General features: G+C 66.6%; 19 protein-coding genes. 12 read left to right on the forward strand and 7 right to left on the reverse strand.

Translation table 11 applies throughout. From position 1 onward, the window contains the following. Nucleotides 1-85: 85 nt before the first annotated feature. A complete protein-coding gene (locus tag FAZ98_RS02625; protein ID WP_158948520.1) occupies nt 86-1639 on the reverse strand; it encodes an N-acetylmuramoyl-L-alanine amidase in 1554 nt (517 codons plus the stop codon). Further along, nucleotides 1621-2193, reverse strand: coding sequence for a tRNA (adenosine(37)-N6)-threonylcarbamoyltransferase complex ATPase subunit type 1 TsaE (gene tsaE, locus FAZ98_RS02630; protein ID WP_158948522.1), 573 nt, complete (start codon nt 2191-2193; stop codon nt 1621-1623). Before tsaE ends, FAZ98_RS02625 begins: the two co-directional genes overlap by 19 nt. A gap of 17 nt (nt 2194-2210) precedes the next feature. On the opposite strand from tsaE, the gene queG reads away from it, so the two are divergent. The 8 genes from queG to FAZ98_RS02670 all read left to right on the forward strand — a co-directional run bounded on the left by queG (nt 2211) and on the right by FAZ98_RS02670 (nt 8307). After that, nucleotides 2211-3659, forward strand: a complete 1449-nt coding sequence (gene queG, locus FAZ98_RS02635; protein ID WP_233272642.1) for a tRNA epoxyqueuosine(34) reductase QueG — start codon at nt 2211-2213, stop codon at nt 3657-3659. Between the two features lie 304 nt (nt 3660-3963). After that, nucleotides 3964-4449, forward strand: a complete 486-nt coding sequence (locus FAZ98_RS02640) for a methylated-DNA--[protein]-cysteine S-methyltransferase (RefSeq protein ID WP_158948524.1) — start codon at nt 3964-3966, stop codon at nt 4447-4449. A gap of 10 nt (nt 4450-4459) precedes the next feature. Then, the gene (gene xerD, locus FAZ98_RS02645; RefSeq protein ID WP_158951834.1) at nt 4460-5434 is read left to right on the forward strand and encodes a site-specific tyrosine recombinase XerD; all 975 of its coding nucleotides are present in this window, start codon (nt 4460-4462) and stop codon (nt 5432-5434) included. A 39-nt stretch (nt 5435-5473) separates the two neighbouring features. Then, the gene (gene ybaK / locus FAZ98_RS02650) at nt 5474-5965 is read left to right on the forward strand and encodes a Cys-tRNA(Pro) deacylase (protein ID WP_158948526.1); all 492 of its coding nucleotides are present in this window, start codon (nt 5474-5476) and stop codon (nt 5963-5965) included. A gap of 202 nt (nt 5966-6167) precedes the next feature. Beyond that, nucleotides 6168-6791: a glycerol-3-phosphate 1-O-acyltransferase PlsY gene (gene plsY, locus FAZ98_RS02655; protein ID WP_158948528.1), complete on the forward strand. Its 624-nt coding sequence runs from the start codon at nt 6168-6170 to the stop codon at nt 6789-6791. A 96-nt stretch (nt 6792-6887) separates the two neighbouring features. Beyond that, nucleotides 6888-7385, forward strand: a complete 498-nt coding sequence (locus FAZ98_RS02660; protein ID WP_158951835.1) for an SRPBCC family protein — start codon at nt 6888-6890, stop codon at nt 7383-7385. A 126-nt stretch (nt 7386-7511) separates the two neighbouring features. Continuing rightward, nucleotides 7512-8033, forward strand: coding sequence for a DUF2778 domain-containing protein (locus FAZ98_RS02665; RefSeq protein WP_158951836.1), 522 nt, complete (start codon nt 7512-7514; stop codon nt 8031-8033). Beyond that, on the forward strand, nt 8011-8307 hold the full coding sequence (locus tag FAZ98_RS02670; RefSeq protein WP_158948530.1) for a hypothetical protein: 297 nt from the start codon (nt 8011-8013) through the stop codon (nt 8305-8307). The genes FAZ98_RS02665 and FAZ98_RS02670 overlap by 23 nt, the downstream gene beginning before the upstream one ends. 66 nt (nt 8308-8373) lie before the next feature. Here FAZ98_RS02670 and FAZ98_RS02675 read toward each other — a convergent pair whose 3' ends face one another. Further along, on the reverse strand, nt 8374-8859 hold the full coding sequence (locus tag FAZ98_RS02675) for a YajQ family cyclic di-GMP-binding protein (RefSeq protein WP_158948532.1): 486 nt from the start codon (nt 8857-8859) through the stop codon (nt 8374-8376). A 274-nt stretch (nt 8860-9133) separates the two neighbouring features. Here FAZ98_RS02675 and murB point away from each other — a divergent pair, with 274 nt between their 5' ends. After that, nucleotides 9134-10207 carry a UDP-N-acetylmuramate dehydrogenase gene (gene murB, locus FAZ98_RS02680; RefSeq protein WP_158948534.1) on the forward strand — a complete coding sequence of 358 codons (1074 nt, stop codon included), beginning with the start codon at nt 9134-9136 and terminating at the stop codon, nt 10205-10207. A 170-nt stretch (nt 10208-10377) separates the two neighbouring features. On the opposite strand, the gene FAZ98_RS02685 is transcribed toward murB, so the two are convergent. Then, the gene (locus FAZ98_RS02685) at nt 10378-11217 is read right to left on the reverse strand and encodes an EAL domain-containing protein (protein WP_158948536.1); all 840 of its coding nucleotides are present in this window, start codon (nt 11215-11217) and stop codon (nt 10378-10380) included. A gap of 304 nt (nt 11218-11521) precedes the next feature. Between FAZ98_RS02685 and hmgA the strand changes: the two genes are divergently transcribed. Both hmgA and fahA read left to right on the forward strand, forming a co-directional pair. Then, nucleotides 11522-12880, forward strand: coding sequence for a homogentisate 1,2-dioxygenase (hmgA, locus tag FAZ98_RS02690; protein ID WP_158948538.1), 1359 nt, complete (start codon nt 11522-11524; stop codon nt 12878-12880). Further along, nucleotides 12877-14199, forward strand: a complete 1323-nt coding sequence (fahA, locus tag FAZ98_RS02695) for a fumarylacetoacetase (RefSeq protein WP_199272283.1) — start codon at nt 12877-12879, stop codon at nt 14197-14199. Before hmgA ends, fahA begins: the two co-directional genes overlap by 4 nt. Before the next feature lie 69 nt (nt 14200-14268). On the opposite strand, the gene FAZ98_RS02700 is transcribed toward fahA, so the two are convergent. The 3 genes from FAZ98_RS02700 to FAZ98_RS02710 form a co-directional block, all read right to left on the reverse strand. After that, nucleotides 14269-15426 (reverse strand): MFS transporter, encoded by a 1158-nt coding sequence (locus FAZ98_RS02700; protein ID WP_158948542.1) that lies wholly within the window; start codon nt 15424-15426, stop codon nt 14269-14271. A 73-nt stretch (nt 15427-15499) separates the two neighbouring features. After that, nucleotides 15500-16681 carry an MFS transporter gene (locus FAZ98_RS02705; protein ID WP_158948544.1) on the reverse strand — a complete coding sequence of 394 codons (1182 nt, stop codon included), beginning with the start codon at nt 16679-16681 and terminating at the stop codon, nt 15500-15502. A gap of 217 nt (nt 16682-16898) precedes the next feature. After that, a complete protein-coding gene (locus tag FAZ98_RS02710) occupies nt 16899-17810 on the reverse strand; it encodes a crotonase/enoyl-CoA hydratase family protein (RefSeq protein WP_158948546.1) in 912 nt (303 codons plus the stop codon). Nucleotides 17811-17936: 126 nt separating this feature from the next. Between FAZ98_RS02710 and FAZ98_RS02715 the strand changes: the two genes are divergently transcribed. Continuing rightward, nucleotides 17937-18479, forward strand: coding sequence for a plasmid fertility inhibition factor family protein (locus tag FAZ98_RS02715; RefSeq protein WP_233272643.1), 543 nt, complete (start codon nt 17937-17939; stop codon nt 18477-18479). The last annotated feature ends 60 nt before the right edge of the window (nt 18480-18539 follow it).

Genomic DNA, 18539 nt, shown 5'->3' on the forward strand with positions numbered 1-18539 from the left:
TTGATCGCAAGTTCGGCCCGCATCGCCCGAATGAAAAAACGCCGCAAGAATGCGGCGTTTTTTTCTTTGCGTCGATGGCGCGCCGTCACGTCATGCGGTTCTTCGCCAGCGGCGGATTCGCGGCGAAATAGCGCTTGATGCCCTTCATGATGGCGGTGGCCATCTTGTCGCGATAGGCGTCGTCGTTCAGGCGCGTTTCTTCCTCGGGATTGCTGATGAACGCCGTTTCCACGAGGATCGACGGAATGTCGGGCGCCTTGAGCACCGCGAAGCCCGCCTGCTCGACCGAGCCCTTGTGCAGATGGTTGATCTCGCCCACTTCGTTGAGCACGAAGTTGCCGTAACGCATGGAGTCGCGGATCTGCGCCGTGGTCGACATGTCGAACAGCGCGCGATTCACGGCGGCGTCGGCCGTCTGCACGCTGATGCCGCCAATCTGGTCCGACGAGTTTTCCTTGTTCGCCATCCAGCGCGCGGCCGCGCTCGACGCGCCGTGCTCCGACAGCGCGAACACGGAGGAACCGCGCGCGGAAGGCGTCGTGAAGGCATCCGCGTGAATCGACACGAACAGGTCCGCGCCCACGCGCCGCGCCTTCTGCACGCGCACGTTGAGCGGCACGAAGAAGTCGGCGTCGCGCGTCATCATCGAGCGCATGTTGGGCTGCGCGTCGATCTTCGCGCGCAGCTTCTTGGCGATGTCGAGCGCGATGTGCTTCTCGTACGTGCCCGCGCTGCCGATCGCGCCCGGATCTTCGCCGCCGTGACCCGGGTCGATGGCGACGGTCAGCAGGCGCGTGGTGCCGCCCTTGCCGGACTTGGGCGCGGTGAAGCCGTAGTTGTCGTCGTCATCGTCCTTGTCGTTGCCGCGTTGGGCGACCACAGGCGGCTTCGGCGTTGGCTTCGGGGCGCGCGGCGTCACGACGGGCGGCACCGGCACCGAAGGCGCCGGGGACGTGCCCGCGTCGTTCTGCGCGTAGCGCTGGAAGAACGCGTCGCTGTTGTCGTGGCCCGCCGGTGCGTTGTTCGGTGCATTGTTCGGCCCGGCGAGCGTGGAGGGCGGCGCGGGCTGCGCGTTGTCCTTCATCGCCTCGTGCGCGTCGAGCTGCTGCTGCTTGCGCTCGGTCTGCGCGAGCAGATCCATGAGCGGGTCGGGCGCGACGGCCGGGTACAGGTCGAACACGAGCCGGTATTTGTACGAGCCCACGGGTTGCAGCGTGAACACCTGCGGCTTCACGGAGCCTTTGAGGTCGAACACCATGCGAACCACGTGCGGCTGATACTGCCCGACGCGCACCGCCTGGATCTGCGGATCGTTCGGCGTGATCTTGGAGACGAGATTCTTGAGCGCGTCGTCGAGATCGAGTCCGTTCAGGTCGACCACGAGCCGGTCGGGGCCTTGCAGCAGTTGCTGCGCGTTCTGCAGCGGCTGGTCCGACTCGATGGTCACGCGCGTGTAGTCGCGCGCGGGCCACACGCGCACGCCCAGCACCGCGGCGGCAAAGGCGACGCGCGGCACGGCGAGACCGAGCAGCAGCGTCGACGCGCCCGCCTTGATAATTTGCCGGCGACGCCAGTTATGCGTGGCGGTCGCGGCGGATTCGATCGAGCGGAACGGTTTGATTAACATCTTTCTAGACATGCCTTTCCTGATGCGCTGTATGCGTACGCCGTGAGCACGCGGCCTTCGCCGCTTGCATCCGGTTCGAGCGAGAACACGAGATCGGGCACGCCGAGGAGACCGCCCGCGCGTTGCGGCCATTCGACGAGGCACACGGCGTCTTGCGCGAAGTAATCGCGAAAGCCCGAATCGGCCCACTCGGCCGGATCGCTGAATCGGTACAGATCGAAGTGATAGAGTTGGAGTTCCCGGCCCGTGCCGCTGGCCGGGGCCACGGTGTACGGTTCGACGAGAGTGTAGGTGGGGCTGCGCACGCGCCCCGCATGGCCGAGCGCGCGCAACGCGGCGCGCACGAGCGAGGTCTTGCCGGCGCCGAGATCGCCGTGCAGTTGCACGTGCAGGCCGTGGAACGCGTGCGCTTCATTCGTGCGAAAGCTCTCGAGCGCCTGCGCGAAACGCGCGCCGAAGGCGTCGGTGGCGGCCGCATCGGCAAGCGCGAAGCGGCGTTCGAGTAGAACGTTTGCGTGATCAGGCAGCGTTCCAGAAGCGTGGTCGTGACCGGACGTGTCGGGCATTCTCGTAAAATGTCGTGATGAACCCCCCGCATTTCCCCGCCGACCGCGCACGCGAGACCGCAAGCGACAGCGCACACAGCGAAGCCAGGCGCGACGCGAGCCACGACGCAAACCGCGCCGATTCGACGAAGCCGCTCGATACGGCGGCGGCGCGCGCTCAGGCCCACGATCCGGCCAATGAGCATGCCGACAAGCATGCCGGGCCGCTCGATGAAGCGGCGCTCGCCGCGCTGGCGGCGCGCATTCGCACGTGGGGGCGCGAACTGGGGTTCGGTGCGATCGGTATCAGCGACACCGACCTATCCCATGCCGAGGCGGGCCTTGCCGCGTGGCTCGAAGACGGCTGCCACGGCGAAATGGATTATATGGCCAAACATGGGATGAAACGCGCGAGGCCCGCCGAGCTTGTGGCCGGCACGCGACGCGTGATCAGTGCGCGCATGGCCTATTTGCCGGCCGAAACGATGATCAACGCGCCCGTGCCGAATGCCGCGGGAAAGACGCCCGAAAGTGCTTCGCAAGGCGTTGCTCACGCAATGAGCAATGCCGATAGCGCGCCCGCGCCGGTCCATGCCGACTGGCGCCAGCGCGAGCACGCGCGTCTCGCCGATCCGCACGCCGCCGTGGTCTCGATCTACGCGCGCGGCCGCGACTATCACAAGGTGCTGCGCGCGCGCCTGCAACAACTCGCCGATCGCATCGAGGCCGAGATCGGCGCCTTCGGCTATCGCGTGTTCACCGATTCCGCGCCCGTGCTCGAAGTGGAACTCGCGCAGAAGGCCGGCGTGGGCTGGCGCGGCAAGCACACGTTGCTGTTGCAGCGCGACGCGGGTTCGCTGTTTTTTCTCGGCGAGATTTTCGTCGATGTGCCGCTTCCCACCGACGCCGACGATCCCGCTTCCGCCGCGCCCGAAACGCCGGGCTCGCATTGCGGCAGCTGCACGCGCTGCATCACCGCGTGCCCGACGGGCGCGATCACCGAGCCGTATCGCGTGGATGCGCGCCGCTGCATTTCCTATCTCACGATCGAGCTGAAGGGCAGCATTCCGCTCGAATTGCGCGAACTCATCGGCAATCGCGTATATGGCTGCGACGACTGCCAGCTCGTGTGCCCCTGGAACAAGTTCGCGCAGGCCGCGCCCGTCGCCGATTTCGACGTGCGTCACGGGCTCGACCGCGCGAGTCTCGTCGACCTGTTCGGCTGGAGCGCCGCGCAATTCGACGAGCGCATGCAGGGCAGCGCGATTCGCCGGATCGGCTATGAAAGCTGGTCGCGTAATATCGCCGTGGCGATGGGCAATGCGCTGCGCGCCGTCAATGCGGGCGCTTCCGCGCATTCCGGCCATTCCAGCCATTCTGGCGATGCACACGGACGCGCGGCCATCGTCGCGGCGTTGCGCGCGCGGGAGCACGACGAATCGGCGGTCGTGCGCGAGCATGTGCTGTGGGCGCTGGAAGCGGCTTGAGCGCACAATCGCGAGACAAGGCACGATGGCGCACGAAAGGCACGATGGCGCACGAGACGCGCAGGGCGCACATCGGCGTACAGAAAACGCGGGACTATATGCACCACCGGGCATCTCCGCGCACCACCGGGCGTACCGGGCGCAACGAGCGCGGGAACGCACGGCAAGCGCACGAGAAGCGCGCAAGGAATGACACGGCATGAAGCGGCTTGAGACGACGATCGACGCGGGGCAATCTACGAGTCAACGCGCGCCTAAATGCGCGAACCCACGCAAGCCACGCGCTCGCAACCAGGAGTCAACCATGTACAACGCAGTGATCGACGCGCCGTTCGGCAAGGTCGGCATTCGCACGGGCGAGGGCGCGCTGCGCGAGATCGTCTATCTGCCCGCGGCCACGCCCGGCGTCGCGCCCGACAGCGAACTCGCCGAACGCGCGGCCGCGCAGATCGCGCACTACTTCGCGCATCCCGAAGACGGCTTCGACCTGCCGCTCGCCGCGCTCGGCACGCCGTTCCAGCGGCGCGTGTGGGACGGCATCTGCGCGATCTCGCTGGGCGGCGTGCTCACCTACGGCGAACTGGCGAAGCGCATTGGCGCCGTGAGCCCGCGCGCGGTCGGCCAGGCCTGCGGCGACAATCCGTTTCCGCTCGTGATCCCGTGCCATCGCGTGGTCGGCGCGAACGGTCTGGGCGGCTTCGCGCATCACGGCGAGGCGGGCTTTTTTCTCGACGTGAAACGCTGGCTGCTCGCGCACGAAGCGTCGAGCCAGCCGTTCGAGCTGCAATGATCCGATGACGATGAACCCCGCCATTGCCGCCGACCTGCCGCTCGACGCCGCGCCCGACGAAGCCGAACCGCTCGCGGGCGCGGCCGCTCAGGCGCTCGACGCGAGCCTGAACGCCATCGACACGTTCTGCGACGCCATGTGGCTCGAACACGGTCTTTCGCGCAACACGCTCGACGCGTACCGCCGCGACCTGCGCCTCTTCGCGCAATGGCTCGCGCGCGAACGCGAACACGGCCTCGACACCACGCACGAAGACGATCTGCTCGCCTACAGCGCGCGCCGCAAGGACGACAAGTCGACCTCGGCGAACCGGCGGCTTTCGGTGTTTCGGCGCTATTACGGCTGGGCGCTGCGCGAGCGGCGCGTGCAGGCCGACCCGACCGTGCGCATCCGCTCGGCGAAACAGGCGCCGCGCTTTCCGTCCACGCTGACCGAGGCGCAGGTCGAAGCGCTGCTCGGCGCGCCCGACGTGAACACGCCGCTCGGCCTGCGCGACCGCACGATGCTCGAACTGATGTACGCGAGCGGCCTGCGCGTGACCGAACTCGTGACGCTCAAGACCGTGGAAGTGGGGCTGAACGAAGGCGTCGTGCGCGTGCTCGGCAAGGGCTCGAAGGAGCGGCTGATTCCGTTCGGCGAAGAAGCGCATGCGTGGATCGAGCGTTATCTGCGCGAGTCGCGCCCGGTGCTGCTGGGCCAGCGCACCGCCGACGCGCTGTTCGTGACCGCGCGCGCCGAAGGCATGACGCGCCAGCAGTTCTGGCACCTCATCAAGCGCCACGCGGCGGCCGCCGGCGTGCACGCGCCGCTTTCGCCGCACACCATGCGCCATGCGTTCGCCACGCACCTGCTGAACCACGGCGCGGACCTGCGCGTGGTGCAACTGCTGCTCGGCCACAGCGACATCTCCACCACGCAGATCTACACGCACGTCGCGCGCGAGCGCCTGCGCGTGCTGCACGCGAAGCATCATCCGCGTGGATAATGCGCGCTTTGGCTTCGAGCTAACCTCAGTCTTTCGCCGATGAGCAAAACGAAACACGTGTCCGAAACGCCCGCCACGCAGATGCTGCGCCGCGCGGGCGTCGTTTTCAGCGAGCATCCCTACGAGTACGTCGAACATGGCGGCACGGGCGAGTCGGCGCGCCAGCTCGGCGTGGACGAGCACAGCGTCGTCAAAACGCTCGTGATGGAGGATGAAAACGCGAAGCCGCTGATCGTGCTCATGCACGGCGACCGCAAGGTGTCGACCAAGAATCTCGCGCGGCAGATAGGCGCGAAACGCGTGGAGCCGTGCAAGCCCGAAGTGGCGAACCGCCATTCGGGCTATCTCGTGGGCGGCACCTCGCCGTTCGGCACGAAGAAGGCGATGCCCGTGTATGTCGAATCGACGATCCTCGAACTCGACGCCATCTGGCTCAACGGCGGCCGGCGCGGTTACCTCGTGAGCCTCGCGCCCGACGTGCTCACCACGCTGCTGGACGCAAAGCCGGTGCAATGCGCGAGCGTGGAGTAAGGCGTTTTGCCGTGTGGCGTTTTCGCCTTGTTCCCTGCATCGAACTGCCGTTTTCTTCGCGGATACCCTAAGTCGCCCGTTTCGCGGGCGAAGGTCACGCGCGCTTCGGTAAAATGAGCGCCTTCGCGCCGGGCGGCCCGGTTTTCGGGCCGGTTCGCGACTGCCCAGGCGCGCTTCGTTCCACTTTCACCGGGTTTCGTGCATGTACAACCTGTTCGTCGCCGTTCTCGCCTATCTGATCGGTTCGGTTTCGTTCGCCGTGATCGTGAGCGCCTCCATGGGCCTCGACGATCCGCGCTCCTACGGCTCCGGCAATCCCGGCGCGACCAACGTGCTGCGCAGCGGCAACAAGAAGGCCGCGATCCTCACGCTGATCGGCGACGCGTTCAAGGGCTGGCTCGCCGTCTGGCTGGTCGTGCAGTTCGGCCCGCGCTTCGGTCTTGGCGACACGGCGGTGGCGCTGGCCGCGATCGCCGTGTTCCTCGGCCATCTGTACCCCGTCTTTTTCCGCTTCCAGGGCGGCAAGGGCGTGGCGACGGCAGCGGGCCTGCTGCTCGCCGTGAACCCGGTGCTCGGCTTGGCGACGCTCGCGACCTGGCTGATCGTTGCGTTCTTCACGCGCTATTCGTCGCTGGCGGCACTCGCCGCGGCCGTGTTCGCGCCGCTCTTCGACGTGTTCCTGTTCGGCCCGCACGTGATCGCGCTCGCGATTCTGGCAATGAGCGTGTTGCTGTTCTGGCGGCATCGCGCGAATATTTCGAAGTTGCTGGCGGGCAAGGAAAGCCGTATCGGCGATAAGAAAAAGGCGCCGGTCGCGGGCGAGTAAGCGCGCGGCTCGATCGGTTTTCAGCCGTTTTTCGACACGGTTTCGACACGGCCTGGCTCGCCGGCCTTCTCGCGCAAGGAGGCAGCCATGCATCACATGCATCACGATAAGCACGAACACGAGCACGAGCACGCCGCCGTTCAGGCGGAGTCGGTGTTCGTCTACGTGACCTTCATCGGCACCACACCCGACGACCTGTGGACGGCGCTCACGAGCCGCGCGTACACCGAACGCTACTGGTTCGGCATGCATCACGAATGCGACTGGCAGGCGGGCTCGCCGTGGTCGCTGCGTTTCGCCGATGGCCGCATCGCCGACTCCGGCGCGATTCAGCAGGCCGACGCGCCGCGCGCGCTCGTGATCCGCTGGCGCAACATGTTCCGTCCCGAACTCCATGCCGAAGGCGACTCGCTCTGCACGATCGAGATCGAACCCGTCGAGCAGGCGGTCAAGCTCACGGTGACGCACAAGCTGCCGCAACCGCATTCGCTGTTCATCGAGGCCGTGGCGGGCGGCTGGCCGCGCATTCTGTCGAATCTCAAGACGCTGCTGGAGACGGGGGAGCCGTTGATGCCGCTGGTGGCGGGGGAGTGACGATGCGGCGCGAATAATCGGCCGCGGGTTTGATGGCGGGTAATGTGGGATTTTCCGGATTCGATTAAAACCGTTCGCTTCAATGAAGTGGGGTGCGGTTTATTCGGAAAAGGACATTCTCATCAAATGACGTTATCAGCGAGATTTGTCGTCAATGACGAGCCAATATCAAGACTCGTCGTCGACGGTGTAGGGGCGTTTCCCGCGTTCTCAGGCGACGACATTTATCGAAACCGAAGCGGGTGTACTGCCGTCGCCAATCTCGGCCCATTGCCGGCCGGAAAATATTGGATCGTTCAGCGACCGGAGGGCGGCGCGGGTTCGCGGACGGCCGCGTGGCTGAAGGACACATGGAATTCGCTGATGGGTGCGCCAACGAACCACGCGGAGTGGTTTGCCCTTTATCGCGACGATGGCGTTATCGACGACTGGACGTGGATAAGCGGTGTCCGGCGAGGCCAATTTCGATTGCATCCCAGCGGCGGGGGTGGGCATTCGTTCGGTTGTGTGACGCTTCAAAGCCGGGCGGACTTCAATCGGCTTCGCCAGGCGTTATTGCAAACCACTACCGCGCTTGCCGGTGGTTCCGGAATTCGCGCTTTCGGCTGGATCGAGGTAATTTCGAATGGGAAAAAGACTTGCCCCTGAAGTCGCTGGAGCGGTCGTCAAGGCATTGCTCTTTTGCGGATTGTTCCTGCTGGCGGGGCGGTACGTTCACACTTATCCGCTACCCATGACGACCGCGCAGCAGCACGCCTTGATCGCGATCTCCACGACGTTCGGCATTGAAGATTTCGAGCTTTTCTATATCGTCGCGATGATCGTTATCGACCTGATCGTTGCATCCCTCGTTTATCGGGCCATCGTCGGGCTGTGGCTGCGCTATCGCGCACGACCGGGCGCGCGCGGCGCCCGGCCGTAATGCCATCGACAAAAAAGGGCGCCCAATAGCGCCCTTTTTTGCATCCCGCCTACGAACCGCGCTAACTCAATCGCGGAAATTATTGAAATCCAGCGGCGTGTCCGTCACGTCCTTGCGCAGCATGGCGATCACGCTTTGCAGGTCGTCGCGCTTGGTGCCCGTCACGCGCACGGCGTCGCCCTGGATGCTCGCCTGGACCTTGATCTTGCTGTCCTTAACGAGCCGCACGATCTTCTTCGCCAGATCGCCGGAGACACCTTTCTTCACGGTGATAACCTGCTTCACCTTGTCGCCGCCGATCTTCTCGATCTTGCCGTAGTCGAGGAAACGCACGTCCACGTTGCGCTTGGCCATTTTCGACAGCAGCACGTCCTTGACCTGGCCGAGCTTGAAGTCGTCGTCGGCGAACGCGGTCAGCTCGCGTTCCTTTTGCTCGACGCGCGAATCCGAGCCCTTGAAGTCGAAGCGCGTGGAGATCTCCTTGTTCGATTGCTCGATGGCGTTCTTCACTTCGATCATGTTGGCTTCGCTGACGACGTCAAACGATGGCATTGCTTTCTCCCAAAAGTTCGAGCGCGCGGAACCTGCGCGCGCACTCGCTATAATCACGGACCGACGCCATTCTACCGGCGCCGTCCTGTTTGCCCAAGATTGCCGGGCGTTTGCGCCCTGTTGTGCCGGGTTGTGCCGTGTTGCTCCCTGTTGCGCTGTGCGCCGATAAGCCGTCGCGTCGTGCCCGCGCCGCTTCAAAGCGGATTCCCGGCAAATGCCGAGCAAACCGCGTGCTCCAGCCGCCGTCTCCTTCGTTCATCGTCAGCCGTTCTCCATGTCCGTCCCCGAAATTTCCGCCGCTTCGTCCGCTCCGTGGTTTGCCGCCGCGTATCCGCTGCGCGCGCACAACACGTTCGGTTTCGACGTGCGCGCGCGCCTCGCTTGCCGCGTGACGAGCGAAGCGGACTTGCTCGACGCCGTGCGCGACCCGCGCGCGCAGGACATGGCCACGCTCGTGCTGGGCGGCGGCAGCAATGTCGTGTTCACGCGCGACTTCGACGGTCTGGTTCTGCTGATGTCGCTCGCGGGCAAGCGCTGCGTGCGCGAAGACAGCGAGGCGTGGTACGTGGAAGCGGCGGCGGGCGAGAACTGGCACGATTTCGTCGCGTGGACGCTCGAAGCGGGCATGCCGGGCCTCGAAAATCTCGCGCTGATTCCGGGCACCGTGGGCGCGGCGCCCATCCAGAACATCGGCGCGTACGGGCTGGAGATGGCCGAGCGCTGCGCCACGGTGCGCGCGGTCGAACTGGCCACGGGCGAGGCCGTGGAATTCGACGCCGCCGCCTGCGAGTTCGGTTATCGCGACAGCTTTTTCAAGCGCGCCGGGCGCGATCGCTTCGTCATCACCGCGGTCACGTTCCGTTTGCCGAAGGCGTGGCAGCCCAACGCCAGGTACGCCGATCTCGCCCGCGAACTGGCGCGCAACGCCGCGCAGAGCGGCCACGCCGCAGCTGACACGATCACCGCGCGCGCCGTGTTCGACGCCGTGGTGGCCGTGCGGCGCGCGAAATTGCCCGATCCGCTCGAACTCGGCAACGCGGGCAGCTTCTTCAAGAATCCGGTGATCGAGGCCGCGCAGTTCGACGCGCTGCGCGCCCGCGAGCCTGAGATCGTTTCGTACGCGCAAGCCGATGGCCGCGTGAAACTCGCGGCGGGCTGGATGATCGACCGGTGCGGCTGGAAAGGGCGCGCGCTGCGTGGCGCGGCCGTGCACGACCGTCAGGCGCTCGTGCTCGTGAATCGCGACAACGCCACCGGCGCCGATATTCTGGAACTCGCGCAGGCGATTCGCAGCGACGTGCTCGCGCGTTTCGGCGTGGAGCTGGAGCAGGAACCGGTCTGCCTTTGAGGCGATCTGGCGCGCGGGGAATCGGCGGGGAATCGGCGGGGAATCGGCGGGGAATCGGCGGGGAATCGGCCAGCAATCGGCCAGCAATCGGCAGGCAACCGCCCCGCAACCGGCGGGCGGTTTTTCAGGCCGCTTCCCGCCTCACTTTCAAGGCGCGCAACGCGCCGCCGTCACACCACCTTGTCTTGCGCCGCGAACAGCGGCCCCTGCACGAAGCGCACGTCGTACTGCTGAAGCTGCTCGAATTGCGCCACATCGGCAACGCGATTGAAGATCAGCGGAATGCGCAGCCGCGCCGCGTAGCTCACGAGCGGCTTCACCATCGAATCGCGCAGCGCCGCGCCCGCATCCATCTTCACGAAATCGGGGCGCGGTACGTCGGACACCGAAAGAATCTGCCCCGCGTTGGGCAGATTGCCCGCCACCTTGAATCCGTAGCGCTGATAACTCTTCGTGAGATAGCCGAGGAAAGTCTTGTGCGCGACCGCCGCGGCCGGCAACTCGATCACGATGCGGCCCGGATTCAGCCCGAACGACACCAGCACGTTCGAAAAATGCCGCCCATGATCGTATTTCACGCTTTTCAGGAGGCGCTCGTGCACGCGCAGAAACAGCAGACCGTGTTGCTGGCCGCCCAGAAAGTTGATCGTGTGCAAGGCGCGCACCATACGGTCGAGCGCGACGAGTTCGGGGTCGTCGAGGCCTTCGCCGAAGGACCCGCCAAACGGATCGCATGGCGCCAGTTGCCCGTCGCGTTCGCGCAGCGTGACGGCCTGGTAGCCGAGTTCGTCGCCGAATCGCGCGGCCGCGCCCAGATCGGCCGTGAGCGACTGCGCGCCGCCATGCACGCTGATGTCGTAGATCGGCTCGTAGGCGCTCAACAACTCCAGCCCGCGCCGGCGCGCCACGGCTTGCTGGCTGTACGCGCCGGTGCCCATCGCCAGATGCTCGCCGAGGAACGGATGGCTGGCGGAACGAGCGACGAGCTCGGGAATGGTCGGAGCGATCATGATGAAGTTGGGTGCGCGGCGTTGAAATACAGCCCGCGAGTCGGGGCCGCATGACTCGATGGTAGCAGCACGCCGCCGCGCCGGATGGACTGATTGGTCATATCGTTATCGATCATGGCGCGCGGTTTTTGTCGATGCTGCGGCGCTGGCGGGACGTTTTCGCGGCCTCGCCGCGCGGGATTTCGGCCGCGTTCAGGGTTTACACGTAATTTCACTAATCGTAATTGCTTTTACTATTCGTAAATCGCGCGACGATGTGCGCAAGCACGACGTTCGCAAACGGCATCGAACAGTGGAGACAGCGATGAATGCACCTTTGCGGCACCCCGCCGAAGTCCAGCACGGTTACATGAGCGGCTTCGCCAACGAATTCGCGACCGAGGCCCTGGCGGGCGCGTTGCCCGCCGGGCAGAACTCGCCGCAGCGCTGTGCGTACGGCCTGTACGCCGAGCAGCTCTCGGGCACGGCCTTCACGGCGCCGCGTTCGCACAACCGCCGCACGTGGTTCTACCGGATTCGTCCGGGCGCGGTGCATCAGCCGTTCACGCCGCTGGCGCCGGTTCACGGGCACGCGGGCGCGGGCGGCACGGCGCGTCTCGTGGCCGATTTCGGCGACGTGCCGCCCACGCCGCCCAATCAGCTGCGCTGGGACGCGTTGCCCATGCCCACCGAACCCACCGACTTCATCGACGGCTGGGTGACGATGGCGGGCAACGGCTCGGCGGCGTCGATGAGCGGCTGCGCGATCCATCTCTATGCCGCGAACCGGTCCATGGTCGACCGCTTCTTCTACAACACCGACGGCGAGCTGCTGATCGTGCCGCAGCAAGGGCGTCTCGCGATCCGCACGGAAATGGGCCGCCTCGACGTGGAGCCGTTCGAGATCGCCGTGATCCCGCGCGGCGTGCGCTTTACCGTCGACCTGCCCGACGGCGACGCGCGCGGTTATATCTGCGAAAACTTCGGCGCCTTGCTGCGCCTGCCGGACCTGGGCGTGATCGGCTCGAACGGCCTCGCGAACCCGCGCGATTTCCTCACGCCCGTGGCCGCGTACGAAGACCGCGAGGGCGCGTTCGAACTCGTCACCAAGCTCAACGGCCAGTTGTGGCGCGCCGATATCGGTCATTCGCCGCTCGACGTGGTGGCGTGGCACGGCAACTACGCGCCGTACAAGTACGATCTGCGCCGCTTCAACACGATCGGCTCGATCAGCTTCGATCATCCGGACCCGTCGATTTTCCTCGTGCTGCACGCGCCCACGGACACGCCGGGCGTCGATTCGATCGACTTCGTGATCTTCCCGCCGCGCTGGCTCGCGGCCGAGAACACCTTCCGGCCGCCCTGGTATCACCGCAACGTGGCGAGCGAGTTCATGGGCCTCGTGCATGGCGTGTACGACGCGAAGGCCGAGGGCTTCGTGCCGGGCGGCGCGAGCCTGCACAACTGCATGTCGGGTCACGGCCCCGATGCGGAGACCTTCGAGAAAGCCTCGCATTCCGACACGAGCAAGCCGCACAAGGTTGGCGACACGATGGCCTTCATGTTCGAAACGCGCACGCTGATTCGCCCGACGCGCTATGCGCTCGAAACGAGCCAGTTGCAGGCGCATTACTACGAGTGCTGGCAAGGCCTCACGAAACACTTCAATCCGGAGAAGCAATGAGCAGCACGAGTCCCACCATGACGAGCGAACTCAAGGCAACGCTCGACCCGCGCCGCAAAAGCTGGGTCGCGGGCGCGAACGAGGCGCAATGCGATTTCCCGATCCAGAACCTGCCGTTCGGCGTGTTCAGCACGGCGCACGACGCGCAGCCGCGCGCGGGCGTGGCGATCGGCGATCAGGTGATCGATCTCGCCGCGTTGCAGGAGGCCGGTCTGCTGCGCCTGCCCGAACGCGCGCCGCGCGACGTGTTCCGTCAGGGCGCGCTCAACGGCTTCATCGCGCTCGGCCAGGAAACGTGGCGCAGCGTGCGCGTGCAGCTTTCCGCGCTGCTCGAAAGCGCTAACGCCACGCTGCGCGACAACGCCGCGTTGCGCGAGCGCGCGCTGGTTCTCCTCGCCGATGCCACGCTGCATCTGCCCGTGGAGATTCCCGGCTACACCGACTTCTATTCGTCGAAGGAACACGCGACCAATGTGGGGTCGATGTTTCGGGATCCGAAGAATGCGCTGCTGCCGAACTGGTCGGAAATGCCGATCGGCTACAACGGGCGGGCGTCTTCGGTGGTGGTGAGCGGCACGCCGGTGCGCCGCCCGAACGGCCAGTTGAAGCTGCCCGATCAGGAGCGTCCGGTGTTCGGCGCATGCCGCAAGCTCGACATCGAACTGGAGACGGGCTTCGTCATCGGCAAGGGCAACGCGCTGGGCGAGCCGGTGGCGTGCGAGGACGCCGAGGCGCATATCTTCGGCATGGTGCTGCTCAACGACTGGAGCGCGCGCGACATCCAGCAATGGGAATACGTGCCGCTCGGGCCGTTCAACGCCAAGACCTTCGCCACGACCATTTCGCCGTGGATCGTGACGCTCGACGCGCTGGAGCCGTTCCGCGTGGCGCAGCCCGCGCAGGAGCCGCAGCCGCTCGACTACCTGCGTCACGCGGGCGAGCACGCGTTCGACATTTCGCTCGAAGTGCTGTTGCGCCCCGAAGGCGCGAGCGAAGCCACCACGATCTCGCGCACCAACTTCCGCCACATGTACTGGACGATGGCGCAGCAGCTCGCGCATCACACGGTGGCGGGCTGCAACACGCGCGTGGGCGACCTGATGGGTTCGGGCACGATCAGCGGACCGACGCCCGACTCGTTCGGCAGCCTGCTCGAAATCACGTGGAACGCGAAGAATCCGCTCGAACTCAAGGGCGGCGGCACGCGCGGTTTTATCGAAGACGGCGACGAACTCACGCTCGCGGGCTGGTGCCAGGGCGACGGGTATCGCGTGGGCTTCGGCACCTGCGCGGGGAAGATTGTGCCAGCGGCGAAGTAACGCCCGGCGTCCTTCTTCGATGACCCGACAAGCCGATGCGCTTGCAGAAAGCGCATCGGCTTTTTCGTCTTATGCGCGCGCCCGCGCGATGCCGCGCGCGCGTTCCCAGCGCAACGCGCCGAGAAACACCAGCGCGCCCGCGAACAGCACCCAGAGCATGGCGTCGCGGCCCGCGTGCTCCATCAGCGCGCCCGTGACGATCGGGCCGCCAAAGCTCGCCGCGCTCCACGACGCGCTCACCACAGCGCTCGCCGAAACCAGCGCGACGCCTTCGAAGCGCTCGCCGCACGCCACGATCGCGAGCGTGTAGATCGAACCCGCCGCGGCGCCCAGCACGAACAGCAGCGGCCAGCGCAGCCACGGCGTGGCGATCGCGAACGGCAACAGCGGCAACAGCACGGCGACGATCACGCCCATCAGCGCATGCACGCGTTCGCGGCCGAGCCGGTCCGCGAGCCAGCCGATGGGGAACTGCATGGTCGTGTCGCCGAGCAGCACGACCGAGGCGAACAGCACCGCCGTTTCGCGGTCGATGTGATGCCCCATCGCGAAGAGCGGCAGCAGCGAAAGCGCGAGCGTGTCGAACAGCGCGAAGAAACCCGTGGCGACGATCAGCGCGGGCATGCGCGGCAGCACGTGGCGCCAGCGGCCGTGCGGCTCGTCGTGATGCGCTTGCAGCGGCGTGGCGCGGATCGCGGCGAGCATCGGCAGGGCGATCAGGAAGAGCGCGCCGCACAGCGCGAAACGCCACGCGGTGAAGCCCGCGATCTGGCTCACGAGCACCGGGCCCGACATCTGGAACAGCGTGAAGGTGGTGGCGTAGATGGCGACCACGCGGCCGCGGTTGGCGTCGTCGGCGAGATCGTTGACCCACGCCTCGCCAATCGTGAAGAGCAGCATGAGCGCCGCGCCGCACAGCATGCGCAACAGCGCCCAGAGCCAGAGATTGGTGCTCAGTTGCATGAGCGCCGTGGCCGCCGCCACGCACAGCACGGCCACGACGATCACGCCGCGCGAGCCGAAGCGCGCCGCGAACCACGCGGTGAGCGGCACCACGGCGAGGCCGCCGAGCGCCTGCGCGGCCGTGAGCAGGCCGACGATGGCGCTGCCGTAGCCGGCGTCGGTCAAGGCCAGCGCGGTGAGCGGGAGCGTCGCGCCGGAGCCGAGGCCAACCACGGCCACGCTCAGGATCAGCGCGAGAAAGTCGCGGGTGAGGACGGTTTTCATCGGGCGAGATGCTACTACGCCGCCCTGGCAACGCGGCGCGTGCCTGCCCGATAACGACGATTTCAGCGCCGCATCAGCACGATTGCGAACCGGAAACGCTCACGCGGCGGCGCGCGCGCCGGTCGATCTGCGCGGAAACCAGCGTGAGCGCGAGCGACGCCAGCGCCAGCAGCACGCCCACCCACGGCAGTTGCGTGAGCGGCGCGCCCGCGCTGATCGCCACGCCGCCGAGCCACGCGCCGCCCGCATTGCCCAGGTTGAAGGCGCCCTGGTTCAGCGTGGAGGCCAGATTGGGCGCTTCGCTCGCGCGATCGACGATCAGGATTTGCAGCGGCGCCACGATCGCGAACGCGAGCACGCCCCACACGAAAATCGTCGCCATGGCCGCGATCTGGTCGTGCATCGCCACCGTGAACACGACGAGCGTGACGGCCAGCAGCGCGAGGAACACCAGCAGCGAGCGCATCAGCTTCCAGTCGGCGAGCTTGCCGCCGAGCGTGTTGCCCACGGTCAGGCCAACGCCGAACAGCAGCAGCACGAAGGTGACTTCGTGCGGCGAGAACGCGGTCACGTCTTCGAGAATCGGCGTGATGTAGGTGAACACCGAGAAGAGGCTCGCCGAGGCCAGCACGCTCATGAACAGCACCATCAGCACCTGCGGATTCTTCATCACGCCGAATTCGCTCACGAGGCTCGCCTTCTGCATCTCGATCTTCGCGGGCAGGCAGACTTGCAGCGCGCCGGCTGCGAGAATGCCAATGCCGGTCACGGCCCAGAACGTCGCGCGCCAACCCGCGATCTGGCCGAGCGCGGTGCCGAGCGGCACGCCCAGCACGTTGGCGAGCGTCAAGCCCGTGAACATGAGCGCGATGGCCTGTGCGCGGCGGTTCGGCGCGACCAGACCCGCCGCCACCACCGAACCGATGCCGAAGAACGCGCCGTGGCAGAACGCCGTGACAATGCGCGCGGCCATCAGGATCGTGTAGTTCGGCGCGAGCGCGCACAGCAGATTGCCGACGATAAAGATGCCGATCAAGCGCATGAGCGCCTGCTTGCGCGGTACGTTCACAATGGCGATGGCGACGATGGGCGCGCCGATCGTCACGCCGAGCGCGTAGGCCGAGACGAGCATGCCGGCGGCCGGAATGGTGACGCTGAGATCGCGCGCGACATCGGGCAGCAGGCCCATGATGACGAACTCGGTGGTACCGATACCAAACGCGGCGACGGCAAGGGCGAGAAGAGGCAAGGGCATGGGCGGGGAGGGCGAGAAGGCGGCGCAGGCAGCGGGCCGCCGCGCGAGAGGCGCCGGACCGCAAAGATTTAAGCCAAGGTTTAAGTCAAGACGGAATTGTACTGAAAGCTGACGCATCGCATACGGCACGCATTCGGGCGCTGCGCGAAAGCAACACGCTTTTTTGGTTGCGTGACACGAAAAGCGGAGACGGGATCGGAAAACGGTCAGTCAACGGTCAGTCGTCCGCGGCATCGAGCGGACCGCCATGCCGTCCCGCGCCCTGGGCGAAGCGCCGCGCGTTCGCGATGCCTTCGTCGAGCACCGCGCGATAGCCGCCCGCGCCTTCGCGGCGTAACGCCTCGGCGAAATCGGCGAGCGCGCTGTTCTCGATGGCCGATTGCCGGTCGGCGCGCAACGCGGCTTGCGGAAACGCCGCGAGTTGCGCGGCGAGGCGCTCCGCCGCCGCGCGCGCTTCGCCCCGGCCGACCACGCGATTGGCGAGCCCGAACGCCAGCGCTTCGTGCGCGGTCACGGCGCGGCCCGTGAGGATCAGATCGAGCGCGCGCGACAGGCCGATCAAACGCGGCAGGCGCACCGTGCCGCCGTCGATGAGCGGCACGCCCACACGCCGGCAGAACACGCCGAGCACGGCGTCCTCTTCCACCACGCGCAGGTCGCACAGCAGCGCGAGTTCGAGGCCGCCCGCCACGGCGTGACCCGCCACGGCCGCGATCACGGGTTTGGCGAGCGCCATGCGCGTGGGACCGAGCGGACCGGGGCCGCTGCCGTCGGCGTGAATGACGTTGCGGCGCGCGTCGTCGTCGAGCGCGGTGAGATCGGCGCCCGCGCAGAACGTGCCGCCCGCGCCCCACAGCACGCCCGCGCGCCACGCGTCGTTCGATTCGAAACGCGCGAACGCGGCGGCAAGCGCTTCGGCCACTTCGCGGTCGATGGCGTTGCGGCGCGCGGGACGGTCGAGCACGAGCGTGGCGACGTGGGAGGCGGCTCGAGTGGCGACGTGAGTGGCGACGCGAGTGGCGACATGCGCGGCGGCAGGCGCGTTGGCGTTGGCGCCTTCGCCGGCTGCCGCGCCGATCTCGTCGGGCGTTTCGATCCGCACGTGCTCGCCGAATGATTCGATCCGCATGCGCTTCTCCTCGCGCGAGGGTGGGGCAGCGCACCTTCACATAACTTTCACGCTTCGCCCTTAGGGTAGTTCGATTCTAATCTTGAGAACACGCTCCTTCTCTCCGCTCGCATGCAGCCGAAGTCCATGCCTGGCTTTACCGCCGTTCCGGATGCCGCCTCGTCGTCCTCCAACTCGTCCTCGCCCTCCGCATGCGGTCCGTTGTGGACCGTGCCGCTGACCGATCACCCGACCTACGATCACGTGCGCTTCAAGCGCGTCTTCACCACCGACGGCACGCGCCACGAAGTCGTGGTCGTCGACCTGCACAAACTGCTGATTTGCGCCGACCGCGACGACACCGACTACGTGCTCAAGCCCGTGGACGACTGGCACACGGGCAAGGTGCGCGGCATTCGCGAATTCCTCGACCCGAGCAACGAGCGCGTGCCGCAAATGCCTTACGTGACCATCAGCAAGCGGCGCGCGCCGGGCGTGGCGGGCTGGCTCGGCATGGCGCACGAAGGCGTGGTGGCGTTTCGCAACGGCCAGCATCGCGCGCGTTATCTCGCGTGGGCGGGCGCGTTGTGGCTGCCGGTGGAAGTGCACGAGCGCGAGGCGCCGCTGCTGCGCGAGCTGTGCGGCGCGGGCGAGACGGGACGGGAGAGCGTGCAGGTCGCGCCGCGCTGAGCGTGTCTTGTTGACGCGGCGGTTTGCGTGCGCGCGCATCGAACGTTCGATAACTCGCGC

The sequence above is a fragment of the Paraburkholderia acidisoli genome (genome assembly GCF_009789675.1).
In the GTDB taxonomy this organism is placed as follows: domain Bacteria; phylum Pseudomonadota; class Gammaproteobacteria; order Burkholderiales; family Burkholderiaceae; genus Paraburkholderia; species Paraburkholderia acidisoli.